Origin of the sequence: Streptococcus sp. 1449 (assembly GCF_013276805.1) — a bacterium.
GTDB lineage: Bacteria > Bacillota > Bacilli > Lactobacillales > Streptococcaceae > Streptococcus > Streptococcus pseudopneumoniae.
Window position 1 is genome coordinate 1 of record NZ_VMLS01000073.1, and the last position, 15771, is coordinate 15771.

At 41.3% G+C, this 15771-nt stretch carries 15 protein-coding genes and 2 tRNA genes; 2 read left to right on the forward strand and 15 right to left on the reverse strand.

All coding sequences use genetic code 11. The features are described 5' to 3' along the window. The 4 genes from HT687_RS10320 to HT687_RS10335 all read right to left on the reverse strand — a co-directional run. Positions 1 to 3875 (reverse strand): Rib/alpha-like domain-containing protein (locus HT687_RS10320; protein WP_172924189.1); only part of this gene is annotated, 3875 nt, incomplete at its 3' end. Positions 3876 to 4563: 688 nt separating this feature from the next. After that, positions 4564 to 4698 (reverse strand): 50S ribosomal protein L34, encoded by a 135-nt coding sequence (gene rpmH, locus HT687_RS10325; RefSeq protein WP_000831907.1) that lies wholly within the window; start codon positions 4696 to 4698, stop codon positions 4564 to 4566. A 144-nt stretch (positions 4699 to 4842) separates the two neighbouring features. After that, positions 4843 to 6057, reverse strand: a complete 1215-nt coding sequence (locus HT687_RS10330; protein ID WP_050236584.1) for a pyridoxal phosphate-dependent aminotransferase — start codon at positions 6055 to 6057, stop codon at positions 4843 to 4845. 156 nt (positions 6058 to 6213) lie between these two features. Further along, positions 6214 to 6513: a hypothetical protein gene (locus HT687_RS10335; protein ID WP_000797852.1), complete on the reverse strand. Its 300-nt coding sequence runs from the start codon at positions 6511 to 6513 to the stop codon at positions 6214 to 6216. 171 nt (positions 6514 to 6684) lie between these two features. Between HT687_RS10335 and HT687_RS10340 the strand changes: the two genes are divergently transcribed. Further along, positions 6685 to 7137 (forward strand): universal stress protein, encoded by a 453-nt coding sequence (locus HT687_RS10340; protein WP_000079153.1) that lies wholly within the window; start codon positions 6685 to 6687, stop codon positions 7135 to 7137. 135 nt (positions 7138 to 7272) lie between these two features. Here the strand turns inward: HT687_RS10340 and HT687_RS10345 are convergent, their stop codons facing one another. Then, positions 7273 to 8664 (reverse strand): Cof-type HAD-IIB family hydrolase, encoded by a 1392-nt coding sequence (locus HT687_RS10345; protein WP_000453150.1) that lies wholly within the window; start codon positions 8662 to 8664, stop codon positions 7273 to 7275. Between the two features lie 65 nt (positions 8665 to 8729). Here HT687_RS10345 and HT687_RS10350 point away from each other — a divergent pair, with 65 nt between their 5' ends. Beyond that, positions 8730 to 9692, forward strand: a complete 963-nt coding sequence (locus HT687_RS10350; protein WP_001124791.1) for an asparaginase — start codon at positions 8730 to 8732, stop codon at positions 9690 to 9692. Between the two features lie 28 nt (positions 9693 to 9720). Here the strand turns inward: HT687_RS10350 and HT687_RS10355 are convergent, their stop codons facing one another. The 10 genes from HT687_RS10355 to HT687_RS10400 form a co-directional block, all read right to left on the reverse strand. Continuing rightward, positions 9721 to 10023 carry a hypothetical protein gene (locus HT687_RS10355; RefSeq protein WP_172924190.1) on the reverse strand — a complete coding sequence of 101 codons (303 nt, stop codon included), beginning with the start codon at positions 10021 to 10023 and terminating at the stop codon, positions 9721 to 9723. 63 nt (positions 10024 to 10086) lie between these two features. Beyond that, positions 10087 to 11097 (reverse strand): catabolite control protein A, encoded by a 1011-nt coding sequence (gene ccpA, locus HT687_RS10360; protein WP_000990604.1) that lies wholly within the window; start codon positions 11095 to 11097, stop codon positions 10087 to 10089. Positions 11098 to 11408: 311 nt separating this feature from the next. Continuing rightward, positions 11409 to 12008, reverse strand: coding sequence for a response regulator transcription factor (locus HT687_RS10365; protein WP_023937639.1), 600 nt, complete (start codon positions 12006 to 12008; stop codon positions 11409 to 11411). Continuing rightward, the gene (locus HT687_RS10370) at positions 12009 to 13106 is read right to left on the reverse strand and encodes a sensor histidine kinase (RefSeq protein ID WP_023937641.1); all 1098 of its coding nucleotides are present in this window, start codon (positions 13104 to 13106) and stop codon (positions 12009 to 12011) included. Beyond that, entirely contained in the window at positions 13106 to 13843 is a 738-nt protein-coding gene (locus tag HT687_RS10375; protein WP_023937643.1) for an ABC transporter permease, read from the reverse strand. The genes HT687_RS10370 and HT687_RS10375 overlap by 1 nt, the downstream gene beginning before the upstream one ends. A 1-nt stretch (position 13844) precedes the next feature. Further along, on the reverse strand, positions 13845 to 14729 hold the full coding sequence (locus tag HT687_RS10380; protein WP_023937645.1) for an ABC transporter ATP-binding protein: 885 nt from the start codon (positions 14727 to 14729) through the stop codon (positions 13845 to 13847). 16 nt (positions 14730 to 14745) lie between these two features. Beyond that, a complete protein-coding gene (locus tag HT687_RS10385; protein WP_000709172.1) occupies positions 14746 to 14910 on the reverse strand; it encodes a hypothetical protein in 165 nt (54 codons plus the stop codon). After that, a complete protein-coding gene (locus HT687_RS10390; RefSeq protein ID WP_023937647.1) occupies positions 14907 to 15113 on the reverse strand; it encodes a hypothetical protein in 207 nt (68 codons plus the stop codon). The genes HT687_RS10385 and HT687_RS10390 overlap by 4 nt, the downstream gene beginning before the upstream one ends. 468 nt (positions 15114 to 15581) lie before the next feature. Continuing rightward, positions 15582 to 15655: transfer RNA gene (locus HT687_RS10395), tRNA-Pro, on the reverse strand. Between the two features lie 15 nt (positions 15656 to 15670). Further along, positions 15671 to 15744: transfer RNA gene (locus tag HT687_RS10400), tRNA-Arg, on the reverse strand. Between the last annotated feature and the right edge of the window lie 27 nt (positions 15745 to 15771).

Here is a 15771-nt window from a genome sequence, read left to right on the forward strand (position 1 = left end):
GGAACCTTAGCTGAACCATTGTCACCAATCGTTACTTCAATTGGACGACCATCTTTACCTGGGATTTCTACCTTAGTTCCTTTAGGATAAGTTGAGCCATCTGGTTTCTTAGGCGTTACTGTAACGTCACCTGTAGTAGGATCTTGTGACAACTCAATAGTCGCTGCTAGAGAATTTGCAACTTTTGGATCTGTTCCATTTGCTTTTTCATCTGCATCTGAGATACCATCGTTGTCATCATCTGGATCCGTTACATCTGGAATACCATCTCCATCTGTATCACGTTGGATAGTTACTGGAACGCTGACGGTTACTTCATCTTTACCATTCTTAATTTTGACTGGAATAGTAATCTTACGTTCTTCTTCGTCTTTGCCCCAATCAGTAACAGTTGGTGTACCTGTTAACTTGCCTTCGCCGTCAACTGTCAATCCATTAACTGGCTTGTCTGTTGTAATGGTTGAACCTGGCTTGTTAGCTGTTACAACTGTAGTTGGAGTAACTGGTGTTTTCTCCTTAACCGCTGATGGTGCTGTAACTGTACCGCCTAGAGAATTTGATACCTTAACCTTAACTGCTACTTCTTCACTTGATCCATCTGGATAGCTCACAATGACCACTGCAGATACAGTTTTTCCAGCTTGGCTAGTATCTGGAGTTTTTTTCCAGCGATAGCTAGTGTTTTTTGGTAGGTTTTGCTTGTTACTGATACTATCAGCTGCTGCAGGAACCGCATTTTTAGAAACTGTTTGGTCTTTTCCTTTTGGATTGTACTTAGAAGCTTGATCCTGAACAGTAATGGTGATTGTTTTTGTCGCAACTGCACCATCTTTATCATAGGCTTTAATAGTTACTTGGGATGCACCTGGATTTCCTGTTGGTGTACCTGTAATTTGACCATTCTTATAAGTCAAGCCTGCTGGTAAACCTGTTACTTCTACTGGATTTTTTTCACGTAAGCCTCGTCCGCCTTCATTATCCGCTACGGTTACTTTGATTGGACTGATTGGTTCATTTTTGGTAACAGTCGCTCCATTTGCTGTAATAGTTGGCCCTGTTACGTCTTTTACAGTGACTGGAACTGTCACTTCTTCACTTGATCCATCTGGATAAGTAACTTTTACAACTGCATTTCCAGCTGAACCGGCTCTGTTTGTTGAAGTTGGTTTACTTTGTACTGTTAGTGTTCCTGGACCAACGTTTTTCACTTTTGCTTTTACTGCATCATCTGAAATGGTTTGTCCTTGGTTTACTGTTAGGGGTTCGCCTACTGGATTATACTTGTCTTTTTGCGCTTGTACTACAATATCAATTGTCTTTGTAGTAACATTTCCGTTCTTATCATAGGCTTTAATAGTGACGCGAGATGTACCCGGATTTCCTGTCGGTGTACCTGTAATGTTGCCATTTTCATATTTTAATCCTTTTGGTAAATTGCTTACCTCTATTGGATCTTTATCACGCAAGCCAACACCACCTGTATTATCTACAGCCGTTACAGGGATTGGAGTAATTGGTTCGTTTTTAGTTACTGTAGCATCTGCTGCTGTAATGGTTGGCCCCGTCTTATCCCCAGCTGTGACAGTGAAAGTAAATGTTACCGGATTTGCTTTATTACCTGCTTCATCAGTAGCCTTGAAGGTAATTGTATGTGTACCAACATCTTCTGGTAGGGCTTTAATAGTGATTTTTCTGATTTGATTAGTATCTGTGGTTCCTGATGCGTCTACAAATGCTTTCCCCGTGTTAAATCTATCACCATATTTTGTTAGTATATCACTAACATCCAGCTTAGCCTTCTTATCATCTGTTGCTGTAACTGTAAATGTTACCCATTCACCTTCTGTTACCGTTTGGCTTGCTGGTGTGATGGTCAAGGTTGGGGCTTGTGTGTCTGGTGCTTCTGTTGGTGTTACAGCGTCACTTCGTTCTGATTTCACCTCTCCACCATTGTTAACAATGGTTTCAGCAGTAATAGGAGAACCTGGTAGAGCTTCTGTAACTGTAACGGTTGCAGTCTCTCCATCAGTTGTTCCAGTTCCAATCAGCTTAGTTCCATCGTAAAGGTTAACTGTTGAACCCTTTGGCACTCCACTTCCTACATTCACTGTAAGTTGTTGTCCAGTGAGACCTTTCTTGTTCTCAAAGCCTGTAATAGTTGGTTTTTTAGGTTTAACTGTAAGCTTAACTGTTCCGTCTGAGCCTGAGTTGGCATCTTCTGATGATGAATCATCCCCATATCTGGCAATTACTTTATAAGTAAAGACACCAGCTTGAACTGTACTTGGTTTACGATTATCTTGCCAGCTCCAAGTCATTCCTGACGGGAAGTTTTTACCACTTTTTGAAGTGATATAGCCATCACCTACAGGATTATTGGTATCTTGAAGACTATCTCCCACCGTTTTGGTATGTGAACTACCTTGGATAGGGTAGGTTTCTGCCTCTGTGGTCGTTTCTAACCTAGCACCCTTTGCCCCCACAATATAAGACTGTTTAGTCGTATTTCCGAATGTTGTCGTAGCAGCGTAGACATGGCCGTTTGCAGCTGCCTCCTCAGCGTTTACATCGTCCCGAAGTCTAATCTTCGCATGCATGTGAACAGCATAAGGAGCACTTTCGTTTCCAACCTTAATTCCCAAATAATATGATGCGTTTGGATAAGTACCGTCTGGTTTTTTTGTAAGAGTATTTAGGAAAGAATCGTTTTGGTTATTCTTGAATACACTCCAACGTTGATCATTTCGATATACCCCCGATGATGGGTCATAAAAACTAATACGATCATTATTAAAAAGATCATACTTCTGATTCCACGTCTTATCAATATAGGCTACATTTCCATATTGTTGGAATCCGATATTCCCATCAGAAAGCCTTCTACCACCACTTTTCTTGTATCGAGTAAAACTCAAGTCTTTTACCGTGTTAGAGGAATGCATGATATTAAAAGGAGCTTGGAAATAATACTGTTGCTGATACGAATATCTTGTCATTCTATTTCCATCGTTATTGAAGAAGACATCGTAGACCATCCACTTTTGTCCACCTTCTTCTTGATATTTTGCACGGATTACTGTCTTATCTTTAGTAAATTCCGGGTCATTATTTCTTGTACTTTGTCCACCATTATCAGATGGATCAACAGAAGCAAAGTATCTTACATCAGACAAAGCACCTTCGTTAACAGTATTCGGGATAGATTCCAGAGCCCTCTTAGATCTTCTAGGTTTTTTTTCTGGCACAGATGCAGAAGCAGCCCTGTCTGAACCCTCCTCCTTATGGTCGCTCCTTTCAGAAGAAGAACTCTTATCCGCTAATTCACTTCCCTGAGGCTGACTTTCTTCTTTAGAAGAACTTGATAAGACTGCCAAGTCCTTTTCCAAGTCCTCAGCAAGACTGTCAAGATCCCCTTGACCTGCATCAGCACGGGCTAATAATTCTTTCCCTTTTTGAAGTCGCTCCTTAATAGGACTTACAACTGAAGGATCGTGCTTCGAGTCGGTAGAAAGAAGAGCACTTACCTCTTCCACTAGCTTGCTCAAACGGCTGCTATCAACTGTAGCAGCTTTCTCTTCAGCAGGTTGAGCTTCCTTATTTGCTGAAGGTTCACTGGCTACTTCGGCTTGATTTTCATTCCTTGCCTGCCCTGCTTCAGACGACTGCTCCCCATCTTTCGGGCTAGCTAGATCAGTAGTCGATGACGACGTGTTTTGGCTTGGGCTATCTGCACTCACAACGTTGGCCCCCATAAACATAAGAGCCGCAACCGCAACAGAAGCTGCACCAAAGCTATATTTACGAATAGAGAAGCGCAAGACTTTTTCACGTTGATGGCGCTTTACCCTACTGAGTGAATTCGATTTATCTTCCATGTTACCTCCTTAAGAAGACTAATGATATAATAAAAAATAAGTTTCCCAACTCCCACTCCTTCAGAGAGTGAAGCTAGAAACAGCACGGTGATTCTTACTAGTGAGTAAATGATAGGAGATGATACTAGATCACCCTTAAGCCTCAAGCAACTATAATATCACAGCTATCACAGCTATCACAGCTATCACAGCTACATTATACCACTTTGATAAAATTAGTCAACACTTATCCTGACACTTTTATCATTTTTTTCATCGCTGAATCCCACTGAAAGTTCTATAAGGAAGTTAGCCATCCATCCCTCCTAAAAATGAGATGGTTCAACTTGAGATGGTTCAACTATAGTGAAATGAAATAAGAACAGGACAAATCGGTCAGGACAGTCAAATCGAGTTCTAACAATGTTTTAGAAGTAGAGGTGTCCTATTCTCGTTTCAATCTACTATAGCTTATGACGAGCCCTTCCTTTACCAGATAGATCTATAGCGAAAGGAAATAAAAACGCAACAGATTGATTAGGAAATGCAAAGCAATTTCTAGAACTGTTTTAGCAGTCGCTATCTACTTTCCTAGCTTCAAGCTACTCTATCTTTGACACCGGGTTCATCTACTCTTGCCCCTATTTTTAAGCACAATAAAAGCCAGTAGACTCGAGTTCCTACTGACTTTCCTTCTCCGTGGTTTGGACTAGGCAGCCAAAACGTTGCGTCCTTTACGACGACGAGCTGCCAATACGCGACGACCATTTTTAGTTGACATACGGTTACGGAATCCGTGTTTGCGCGCACGACGAAGTTTACTTGGTTGATAAGTACGTTTCACGATGAATACCTCCTCATAGATTTTGTATTCGTTTAGCCGGCTATAAAGTGATCAGTTACTAAACATACTTTACCATTCTATCTGATTCTGTCACTTTTGTCAATAGCTCTAGGCAATTGTTTCCAGCTTTTTCTCATGTAAGCCCTATCTGCGATACTGTTTCAAGAAACGAGTCATCTTTTCTTGGATTTGGGCTAGTTCCTCGACACGAGGAAGGTAAACGATACGGAAGTGGTCTGGTTCCTGCCAGTTAAAGCCTCGCCCATGAACCAAGAGCACCTTTTCCTGCTTCAAGAAATCAAGGACAAACTGCTCATCATCATCGATACGGTACATATTGCGGTCGATTTTGGGGAAGATATAGAGACCCGCCTTGGGTTTAACGGCAGACAAACCTGGAATCTCTTGAATGGCATGGTAGATGAAGTTTCTTTGTTCATAAATCCGTCCACCAGGAAGGAGCAATTCATCGACTGACTGGTGCCCACCCAAGGAGGTTTGGACGACTTGTTGGGCCAAAACGTTAGAGCAAAGGCGCATATTGGACAGCATATTGAGCCCTTCGATATAGCCCTTAACATGAGTCTTAGGGCCAGACAGGACCATCCAACCCACACGGAAACCAGCGATACGATGCGATTTTGACAGACCATTCATGCTGACACAGAAGAGATCCGGTGCCAAGCTCGCCACAGGCGTATGCACATGCCCATCCATGACCATGCGATCATAGATCTCATCCGCAAAGATGATCAAGTCGTTTTGACGGGCAATCTCAATAATCTCCAGCAAGAGTTCCTTCGGATAAAGGGCTCCAGTTGGGTTGTTTGGATTGATAAGGACGATTGCCTTGGTATTGGAAGTGATTTTTGACTTGATATCCGCAATATCAGGGTACCATTCTGCAGCTTCATCACAGATATAGTGAACGGCATTTCCTCCAGCTAGGCTGACAGCCGCCGTCCATAGAGGATAGTCGGGCATAGGCACCAAGACCTCATCCCCATTGTCCAAAAGCCCCTGCATGGACATGACAATCAACTCACTGACACCATTTCCAAGGTAAATATCATCCATAGCCACATTGGGGAATTTCTTCAGTTGGCAGTACTGCATGATGGCCTTACGGGCTGAAAAAATCCCTTTGGAGTCAGAATATCCTTCACTATCACGCGCATTCATAATCAAGTCATGAATGACCTCATCTGGCGCTGTAAAACCAAATTCTGCTGGATTTCCTGTATTCAGACGTAAAATCTTTTCTCCATTCGCTCGCATCCGCATGGCTTCTTCCAATACAGGACCACGGATATCATAAGCAACATGCTCTAACTTACTAGACTTGTTATATTCTTTCATCTTGTTTCCTCCATTCATCAGACTAGTAACATTATACCACTAGAAAGAGAATGCGACAAGTTTACTGGAAGCTGTTACTAGATTTATATAGAAGAAAATCCTCGCTAAAAGCGAGGTCAAGACAAGTGAAATAGCAGATGTTTTGCCAAAGAAAGATCACATACCAAAAGATAAACCTAGAAAAAGCAAGCCTAAAAAGGAGTCATAGAGAAGATTGAACATGAGGAAAAGCCCCCATATCATCAAGTAATCCCAGCGACCACTTCTTTTAGCGACTAGGAATAATACCAAATGGTAGAGTAAATGAAAGACTAAAAAGCCAACAAAACCTGGATAAAGAAGCGGAATCAACCTATCTAATTGCCAGATCATGATCACTTCTACCAAGACCGAAGCTAAGATGATTCCATAATAAAGGAAATTTATTTTTTTTGATTCTTGAAAAGAGTTTTTCATAACCACTCCTCTCCAATCTATTCTATCTTTACTCTCACTCTTTTTTATATATTTTAACATATACACATACATATGTCAAGCGCTAACATTTTTTGAAAAATACTTTTTTTGCTTTACTTCTATAGTGAAAAGGTTTACAATTGTAGTAAGAAAATTTCAGGAGGTTTCATTATGGCACAACGTTACCAAAATATCATGGTCGCAATCGATGGTTCTAAGGAAGCAGACTTGGCTTTTGTCAAGGGAGTTCATTCTGCTCTACGAAATGACGCTAAACTCACCATCGCCCATGTCATTGACACACGCGCTCTCCAAAGCGTATCCACCTTTGATGCTGAAGTTTACGAACAACTCCAAGTCGACGCTGAAAGTCTGATGAAAGAGTACGAAAAACGTGCTAAAGATGCTGGTATGGCAGATGTTCATATCGTCATTGAAATGGGAAATCCAAAGACCCTACTGGCACGTACTATTCCCGATACTGAAGAAGTGGACCTCATCCTCCTTGGCGCAACCGGTCTCAACGCCTTTGAACGCCTCTTGGTCGGCTCTTCATCTGAATACATCCTCCGCCATGCTAAGGTCGATTTGCTGGTGGTGAGAGAACAAGAGAAAACCTTATAATTACAAAGAAAAGGAGCTCAGCGCTCCTTTTTGTTTACTATTTATACTCTTCGAAAATCTCTTCAAACCACGTCAACTTCCATCTGCAACCTCAAAAACATGTTTTGAGCTGACTTCNNGTTTGCTCTTTGATTTTTATTGAGTATTATTTCTCTCTTTATGACGCTCATAAGCCTTGAGCTGGCGCTGCAGTTCCTTTTTAATAGCAGGTTCTGGAGCATATTTTTCTTCCCAATCATCTGGTTTTAAGATTTTGTGGGTCACTGGATCAAAATGAGCCTTGCCATCTGGAAAAATTTTCCCCATATTAGCCTGATGAACAATATCAAAAATACGTTCTGGGTCCACCCCCATCAAGACAAAACTACCGTAGGTAAAGTAAAGCGTGTCAATCAAGGCATCCACTTGCCCTATCAAATCTTGCTGGGCAGGCGTCTTCTTGGCTACTTTATCTGCCGCCTTATCAAGAGCCTGATGAAGTTGCGATAGAGCTTGACCAAAGTCCTCTTCAGAAGGACTGGCTGCTCGAACAAACTCCACCAATTCTTCTATTTTAAAGCCAGCCCTATGGGTTGCACCTTCTAAATCCCAAGCTCGAGGTTCTTCTTGAGTCCGTTCATCCATCATATGGTGGAAGGTCTTGACCTTATTGAAATGATAGTCACGGCTGACAAAGACTTTTTCTGAAGCCAAAACACCAAAATGTTCCAAGGCCTTGTGGATTCCGTCTTGTTGATTGCTGGTGGTAATGTGCTTGGCAACTTCCTTGACACTGCTACTACCATTTCCCATAGCGACCGACATCCCAACACCTGCCAGCATTTCAAGATCGTTATCTGAGTCACCAAAGGCCATGACTTGGTTGAGGTCAAAGCCATATTCTTTCCCGACTAGTCGAATGCCTTCCAATTTAGAGTTTCCTTGATTGATGACATCCGCAGCAAAAGGATTGCTACGTGTCAATTTCAAGTCTTCAAAATCAGCTGCCGCCTTCTCAGATTCTTCTGGCGTCATCAGCATCAAAACTTGGTAGATAGGCTGATTCATCAGGTGAAGCAGGTCTTCTTCCTTTTGAGGAACAACCTTGCTGACCATGCGATTAAAAGACTGACTCACTGTTCGGGTTAAAACAGAGGGAACGAAGCGACTGATTCGTTGGGAAAAAGAACCCAGACCAAAGGACATGATTTTAGAACCCAGCATGGCATCCTTGGTCCCTAGGGCAATCTCCTTGCCCTCTTTTTTAGCATAGCTAATTAGATGGCGCAAGTGCAACTTGGAAATAGGGCTCGTGAACAAGACTCTGTCTTTAGTAAAGATGTACTGGCCATTATAGGTTACCGCAAAATCCAGGTCCAAATCGTCCATCAATTCCTTAACAAAAAAAGGTCCTCGCCCTGTCGCTACACCGACAAGCACCCCTTGCTCTTTGACAATCTTAATCGCGTCCCTAGTGGATTTCAAAACACTCTTGCGATTGTTGACTAGTGTTCCATCGATATCAAAAAAAACAGCTTTGACTTCCATCCTATCCCAATCCCCCCTTTTGTGATACAATGATTATACCACATTTCAGAAAGAGTAAGTAAATCATGCCTAAGAAAATCCTTGTTTTACATACGGGTGGGACTATTTCCATGCAGGCCGATGCTTCTGGCGCTGTTGTGACGAGTTCAGATAATCCTATGAATCATGTGTCCAGCCCACTTGAAGGAATCCAAGTTCATGCCTTGGACTTTTTTAATCTGCCAAGCCCCCATATCAAACCCAAACATATGCTGGCCCTCTACCAAAAAATCAAAGAGGAAGCAGATAATTACGATGGGGTGGTGATTACACACGGAACCGATACTTTAGAGGAAACAGCCTATTTCCTTGATACCATGGAAATTCCCCACATGCCCATCGTTCTAACAGGAGCCATGCGCAGCTCCAATGAGCTCGGTAGTGATGGTGTTTATAACTATCTGAGTGCTTTGCGAGTGGCCAGCGATGACAGGGCTGCTGACAAAGGAGTTTTGGTCGTTATGAACGATGAAATCCACGCTGCCAAGTATGTCACCAAAACACATACGACTAATGTCAGCACCTTCCAGACCCCAACACATGGTCCCCTCGGTCTCATCATGAAACAGGAAATCCTCTACTTTAAAACAGCTGAACCTCGTGTTCGCTTTGATCTTGATTACATACAAGGCTTGGTGCCTATCATCTCGGCTTATGCTGGTATGACAGATGAGCTGATTGATATGCTGGATTTAGAACACTTGGACGGTTTGATTATCCAAGCCTTCGGAGCTGGTAATATTCCCAAAGAAACGGCTCAAAAATTAGAAAACCTTCTGCAAAAAGGAATCCCAGTCGCTCTGGTATCACGATGCTTTAACGGTATAGCAGAACCTGTTTATGCCTACCAGGGTGGGGGCGTGCAATTACAAAAATCTGGTGTCTTCTTTATTAAAGAACTCAACGCCCAAAAAGCCCGCTTGAAACTCCTCATTGCCCTCAATGCCGGACTAACAGGGCAAGATTTGAAAGACTATATGGAAGGCTAAGACTCTTGAAAAATCTCTTCAAACCACGTCAGCTTCCATCTACAAGCTCAAAGCAAGGACTTGAGCTGACTTCGTCAGTTCTATCTACAAGCTCAAAACAGGGACTTGAGCTGACTTCATCAGTTTCATCTACTAGCTCAAAGCAGGGACTTGAGCTGACTTCGTCAGTTCTATCCACAAGCTCAAAGCAGGGACTTGAGCTGACTTCGTCAGTTCTATCTACAAGCTCAAAACAGGGACTTGAGCTGACTTCATCAGTTTCATCTACAAGCTCAAAGCAGTGTGTTGCGCAGCCTTTAACCAGCCACCTAGTCCGCTCTATGGTATTCATTAAGTCAACATCTCTTGTTTAAGAGCACAAAATCAGGAAATCTTCTCGATTCCCTGATTTTTTCTATTTACGTTTTCGTGTTGAACGACGTTCTGTTAATCCATGAGATAATAGAACTTCACGTTCTTCCAACACTTCCTTGTGCATAATCTTAGTCAACATACGCATACTAATGGCACCAAGGTCATAAAGAGGTTGGGCAATAGTTGTCAAGTTTGGACGGGTAAAGCGAGAGACTTGCGAATCATCACTGGCAATGATCTCAAATTCTTCTGGTACTGACACACCTTTATCAGCCAAACCGTTCAAGACACCTGCCGCCAACTCATCACCTGTTACAATTGCTGCAGTTGCATTTGATGAAATCAAGCGCTCTGCCAAGGCATAGCCATCTTCATAAGTGTATTTAGATTCAAATACCAAGCCTTCGCTATAAGGAATATCTGCTTTTTTCAAAGCTTCCTTGTAACCAACCAAACGAACCTTACCATTGATGTCATCCACTAGTGGACCACTGACAAAAGCAATGCGCTCATTTTCTTTAGCGAGGTAGGTCACTGCATCAATCGTAGCTTGTTTGTAGTCAATATTGACACTTGGAAGCTGATGCTCTACATCCACAGTTCCTGCGAGAACAATCGGAGTACGTGAACGCGAAAATTCTGAGCGAATTTTATCTGTCAAATGATAACCCATAAAGATAATGCCATCTACCTGCTTTGAAAAGAGGGTATTGACAACAGAAACTTCTTTCTCGTTATCTTCATCGCTATTAGCTAGGACAATATTGTACTTGTACATTTCTGCAATATCATCAATCCCCTTAGCCAAACTCGAAAAATAACCATTGGTAATATTTGGAATCACGACACCGACAGTGGTTGTCTTTTTACTTGCAAGACCACGCGCAACTGCATTTGGACGATAATCCAAACGATCAATTACCTCTAACACTTTTTTACGGGTATTCTCTTTTACATTTTTATTGCCATTAACCACACGGCTGACCGTCGCCATGGAAACACCTGCTTCACGAGCGACATCATAAATGGTTACTGTATCATCTGCATTCATTCCTTTTCCTGTCCTTTCTATCCCACACATTCTTTTACAAGTAGAGGCACCGATTAAAGCTCTATATCTACTTACAAAAGTGAAGATGTGAAAATTTCGTTTTCATATTTTTACTTATTCCATTCTATCACTAATTGTAAACACTTTCAAGTGTTTTTTGAGGATTGATTGAAAAAATTTCATAGAAAGCCTAGGTTTAGCTCCTTGCTACCACCTTAGAGCCACAAAAAGGAGGAAACTAAGCCCCCTCAAGTTACAAATTGTTTGATTGAATAATTTTAACACATAATGGTTTTCGCGTTATGATAGTATCACAACCAACCAGATTCTTTCGCGATATTAGCTGCCTCTGTTCGATTACCTGCATCTAGTTTCGAAAGAATATTAGTGACATAGTTTCGGACTGTTCCGTTGGATAGATAAAGTTTGTCTGCAATTTCTTGGTTAGAGAAGCCCTGAGCAATTCCCTTTAAGACTGCGATTTCTTGTTCTGTTAATGGATTGGGATGCGTCATCACCACTTCCATCAATTCAGGCGAATACTCCTTGCGTCCTTCGAGGACGGTGTGCAAGGTTTGCATGAGGTCTGCAACGCTTCGTTCCTTTAATACATAAGCATCCACTCCAGCCTTGACCGCACGTTCAAAATACCCAGCACGCTTGAAGGTCGTCACCACAACCACCTTTGTTTCTAGCTTTTCTGATCGTATCCACTCCAAAACCTCGAGACCTGTCTTAACAGGCATTTCTACGTCAAGGATGGCGATATCTACAGACTCCTTTTCTAATAGTTGGATTGCTTCTTGCCCATTCTTGGCTTGGAGGACAGACTCTACATCTGCTTGAAAGGCAAGCAACTGGCACATAGCATCTCGCAACATACTTTGATCTTCTGCGACTAATACTTTCATCTATTTTCTCTCCTTATAAGGTAGTCGAACCTGAACTTCTGTCGGTTGTTTCTGACTGATTACACTTACTTCTCCCGAAAATGGAAGGACACGTTCTCGGACTGTATGGAGGTCACCCCCCTTTATAGAAGTAAAGCCACAGCCATCATCTCTAACTGTTAAAATGAGTTCCTTCTCTGTCCGTTCTAATTTTAAGTAAGCTTTAGACGCTTTGGCATGTTTGATGATATTGGTCACCAACTCAAGCAAAATCATGGAAGCCGTTGACTCCAATTCTTGAGTAAGGCTAGCAGTATCTAATTGATTAGCTATTTCCACCTCAATTCCAGCAATTTCTAACATCTTTTTCACAGTCTCTAGTTCGGATGTCAAAGTTCTAGACTTAAGATTTTCCACAATGGTTCGAACTTCACGCATTGATTCTTTGCTAATTTGCTGTATTTCTCTTAATTCCTTTTCCACCTGTGGATAAGCCTGCATTTGAAATAACTGCAAGGCTAGATCAGTTTTAACACTAAGCATAGCAAAGGTATGTCCCAAGCTATCATGCAAATCTTGACCGATACGACTGCGTTCATTTTCAGCAAGCAATAGATTTATCTGGGCATTTTGCTTGACCTGAGCTTCTTTCAAATCCTCGACAAGGCGAATTCGAACCGAGCCCAAAGTCATCAAATCGACAAAAGTAAGAATTACAAGCATATAGACTAGAAACTCAACTTCGATTCTCTGAAAAATCAAAAGTCGCCCCACAACAAGGACTTGAGCAAGGAGAAATGTCCATACATGTAAAGACTTTAAACTACGTACGCCAAAATGATAAATTAAGAGATTGGAAAGGAAAAAGAAAAACCAGATATAATTCCCAGCAACAAAGGCGGTATTCCCAGCTACATAGACCAGCATGATCCCCCAGAAAAGCCAAGATAGGCGCTGGTTCTTAGTTATTAAAACACCCAAATACGTCACTACAAATAGAATATCAACCAATAAATGCCAAGCAGGAAGCTCCCCAATCACTACAGGTAGGATGGGAAAAAGCATAAAAATCAAACTGGCCCAAAACATATAGTGTATGCTTTTCAGTCTTTCAAGCATTAAGCATTCTCCTTATGACCTTGAAGGTAAATAGTCAAACCAAATAAAACTGCTGAAAAAACAAGTAAATAAACTGTGGCTGATAGATTGATGCCACCCTCGTTTAAGAAGGTCTTGAGCAACTCCATCAATTGATAGGTCGGGAGACACTTACCGACTGCTTGCATCCAGTCTGGAAATAAAGAGATGGGCATCCAGAGTCCGCCTAAAACAGCCAATCCTAGATAAAGAAGATTGCCCACGACAGACATCAGCTGACTAGTTGGTAAGAGCGTCAAGGTCAAGCCAAGTGCTACAAAAGCAATACTTCCCAAAATCAGCAAAATCGCAGCTCCAACCCAGCTTGCTAAAGGCATATCCACACCTCTTACAAAATGCCCAACTGAGAAAACAACCAGAATTGAGACCAAATAATCAACCAGCATACTTGTTATCTTTGATAGATAATATTCTACCATATTTACAGGGCTATGACGCAATGTTTTCTGCCAGTTGTTGATCTTATCGGTATGTAAAACAGCTGGGAATGAAAACATAGCGGTCGACATCATGGAAAAAGCCGTCATGGAGATGAGGTAGTCGCGCATAAAATTCGCGGGTCCACCTGGTGTGTCCTGGTAGATGCCAGAAAAGAATAAATAGAAGGCTGTCGGCATCCCTACTGATAATAAATAATAGACTGATTGCCGTTTGGTCAATAGAAATTCTATCTTGTTTAGTGCGATCCATCGTTTCATCTTAGTCATCTCCCTTTTGTGTTTCTTCAAAGATTGTATCCAACAAGCTACGATTATTGACTTCAATTTCTTGAATCCTACATCCTGCTTGCACTAACAGTTGCCAAAAAGCATCCGCTTCACGTGTAACTACTTGCAAAGCATCTTGTTTTTGTGACCAGTTTTCAACCAAGTTAGACTGCTCAATGACTTCCTTGTAAGCTAGAGGAAGGATAAAATGCTTTTCTATTTCCTCGCTACGCATAGCTAGAGGCGTCGTATCACGAATCAACTCTCCCTTATTTAAAACCAAAATCCGGTCAGCTGTATGTTCTACCTCTTCGATATAATGGGAGGAATAGAGAATGGTGACTCCTTGCGCTTTTAGGTCCCGAACAATTTCCCAAAAACGTTGACGGGTAGAGGTATCCATGGCAGCAGTTGGCTCATCTAAAAAGACAAGCTTTGGTCGCCCAATCAAGGTCAAGACGAAAGAAAAGAGACGCTTTTGCCCACCTGACAATTTTTCTGCAAATTGCTCTTTTTGTTGCTGATTAAACTGCAATAGTTGATCGATTTCCTGATTGCTCAAGGAATTTGGATAAATTTTTTGAAAGAAAGCAATCAACTCTTTTACCTTTAGTTTCTGAACGATTACATTCTCTTGAGGGAGGTAGGATCTTGTATAGTCTAACTGAGAACTCGTTACTGGTAAACCTTTAATAGATACTTGACCGCTGGAGACCAATTTATCTCCGAGCAAACAGTCCAAGAGTGTGGTCTTTCCTGCTCCGTTTGGCCCAATCATGGCAACACATTCACCTTCAGCTATCTCAAAGGAAATATCCTTCAAAATAGCCTTACCCTTGATGTTTTTATGTAAGCCTTGTACCTTAATCATGTTCATAATATTCTCCTTTCAATCACTCCATTCCCATAGGGAAAACGACGAAAATCATAAATCCAAAACCCCAAGCACCACGGATGAATTGGTAAAGGAAGTCTTGATCAAACCAACCTGTAAACATTTCTACCAACCATACCAAGAGTGACAGACCAATAAAGAGATAGATAATCGCTTTTTTCATTCCTCAAACTCCTTTTTCACATCTCCGACTAATTTCAAACCTTCTCGGATAAGCCAGGACATCATTCCAAAGCCAGCAAAGACCTCCCAAGGAAAATGATAGAAATCTTCATCCAATCCCGAAAACATGAGATAGGTCATAACTCCTGCTGCTACTAAACTTACAGCGATAATCATTTTATTTCTTATCTCTTCTTCCTCCATTTGGTACTACAATTATAGTCTTTTGAAATCAGAGGAGATAGAAGCTTCTGTCACTAGAAAATATGACAAATGTCATAAAAAATTATGTTCAAAACAAGCAAGATACACTATACAATAAAACACAATTAGAAAAATCTAAGGCAACTTCCTCAAAAGAGATATCAAACCCAATTCACACCATAATGTAAACTAATACTTATTTAAAATCAAAAAAAGTAGAAATTTTTATCAGGCAAACACATATATTATACGTTGAACAAAACCCTAAAATTTATAAGAGTTATAAAATCTGTTAAATTTCAATGTGGATACCTAAACTACGGTATTTATTGAAAAGACTGGAGACAAAAAGTATACGCTGCCAAAATGAATTGCTGAAAATCAAAAAAGAGAGAACCAAAATGATTCTCTCTTAATGTATATAATATCTAGTTATAAAAACACACACTCACATATCTCTGTAATGTATCGGGAAGACAGGATTCGAACCTGCGACACCTTGGTCCCAAACCAAGTACTCTACCAAGCTGAGCTACTTCCCGAGTTAAATAGAAAAATGCACCCTAGAGGAGTCGAACCTCTAACCGCCTGATTCGTAGTCAGGTACTCTATCCAGTTGAGCTAAGGGTGCTCATTATATTATGCCGAAGACCGGAAT

Coding starts and splice junctions, on each gene's coding strand:
- HT687_RS10330 (WP_050236584.1), bottom strand. CDS start 6,057: ATGAAAGAATATAACAAGTCTAGTAAGTTAGAGCATGTTGCTTATGAT.
- HT687_RS10335 (WP_000797852.1), bottom strand. CDS start 6,513: ATGAAAAACTCTTTTCAAGAATCAAAAAAAATAAATTTCCTTTATTAT.
- HT687_RS10340 (WP_000079153.1), top strand. CDS start 6,685: ATGGCACAACGTTACCAAAATATCATGGTCGCAATCGATGGTTCTAAG.
- HT687_RS10345 (WP_000453150.1), bottom strand. CDS start 8,664: ATGGAAGTCAAAGCTGTTTTTTTTGATATCGATGGAACACTAGTCAAC.
- HT687_RS10350 (WP_001124791.1), top strand. CDS start 8,730: ATGCCTAAGAAAATCCTTGTTTTACATACGGGTGGGACTATTTCCATG.
- HT687_RS10355 (WP_172924190.1), bottom strand. CDS start 10,023: ATGAATACCATAGAGCGGACTAGGTGGCTGGTTAAAGGCTGCGCAACA.
- ccpA (WP_000990604.1), bottom strand. CDS start 11,097: ATGAATGCAGATGATACAGTAACCATTTATGATGTCGCTCGTGAAGCA.
- HT687_RS10365 (WP_023937639.1), bottom strand. CDS start 12,008: ATGAAAGTATTAGTCGCAGAAGATCAAAGTATGTTGCGAGATGCTATG.
- HT687_RS10370 (WP_023937641.1), bottom strand. CDS start 13,106: ATGCTTGAAAGACTGAAAAGCATACACTATATGTTTTGGGCCAGTTTG.
- HT687_RS10375 (WP_023937643.1), bottom strand. CDS start 13,843: ATGAAACGATGGATCGCACTAAACAAGATAGAATTTCTATTGACCAAA.
- HT687_RS10380 (WP_023937645.1), bottom strand. CDS start 14,729: ATGAACATGATTAAGGTACAAGGCTTACATAAAAACATCAAGGGTAAG.
- HT687_RS10385 (WP_000709172.1), bottom strand. CDS start 14,910: ATGAAAAAAGCGATTATCTATCTCTTTATTGGTCTGTCACTCTTGGTA.
- HT687_RS10390 (WP_023937647.1), bottom strand. CDS start 15,113: ATGGAGGAAGAAGAGATAAGAAATAAAATGATTATCGCTGTAAGTTTA.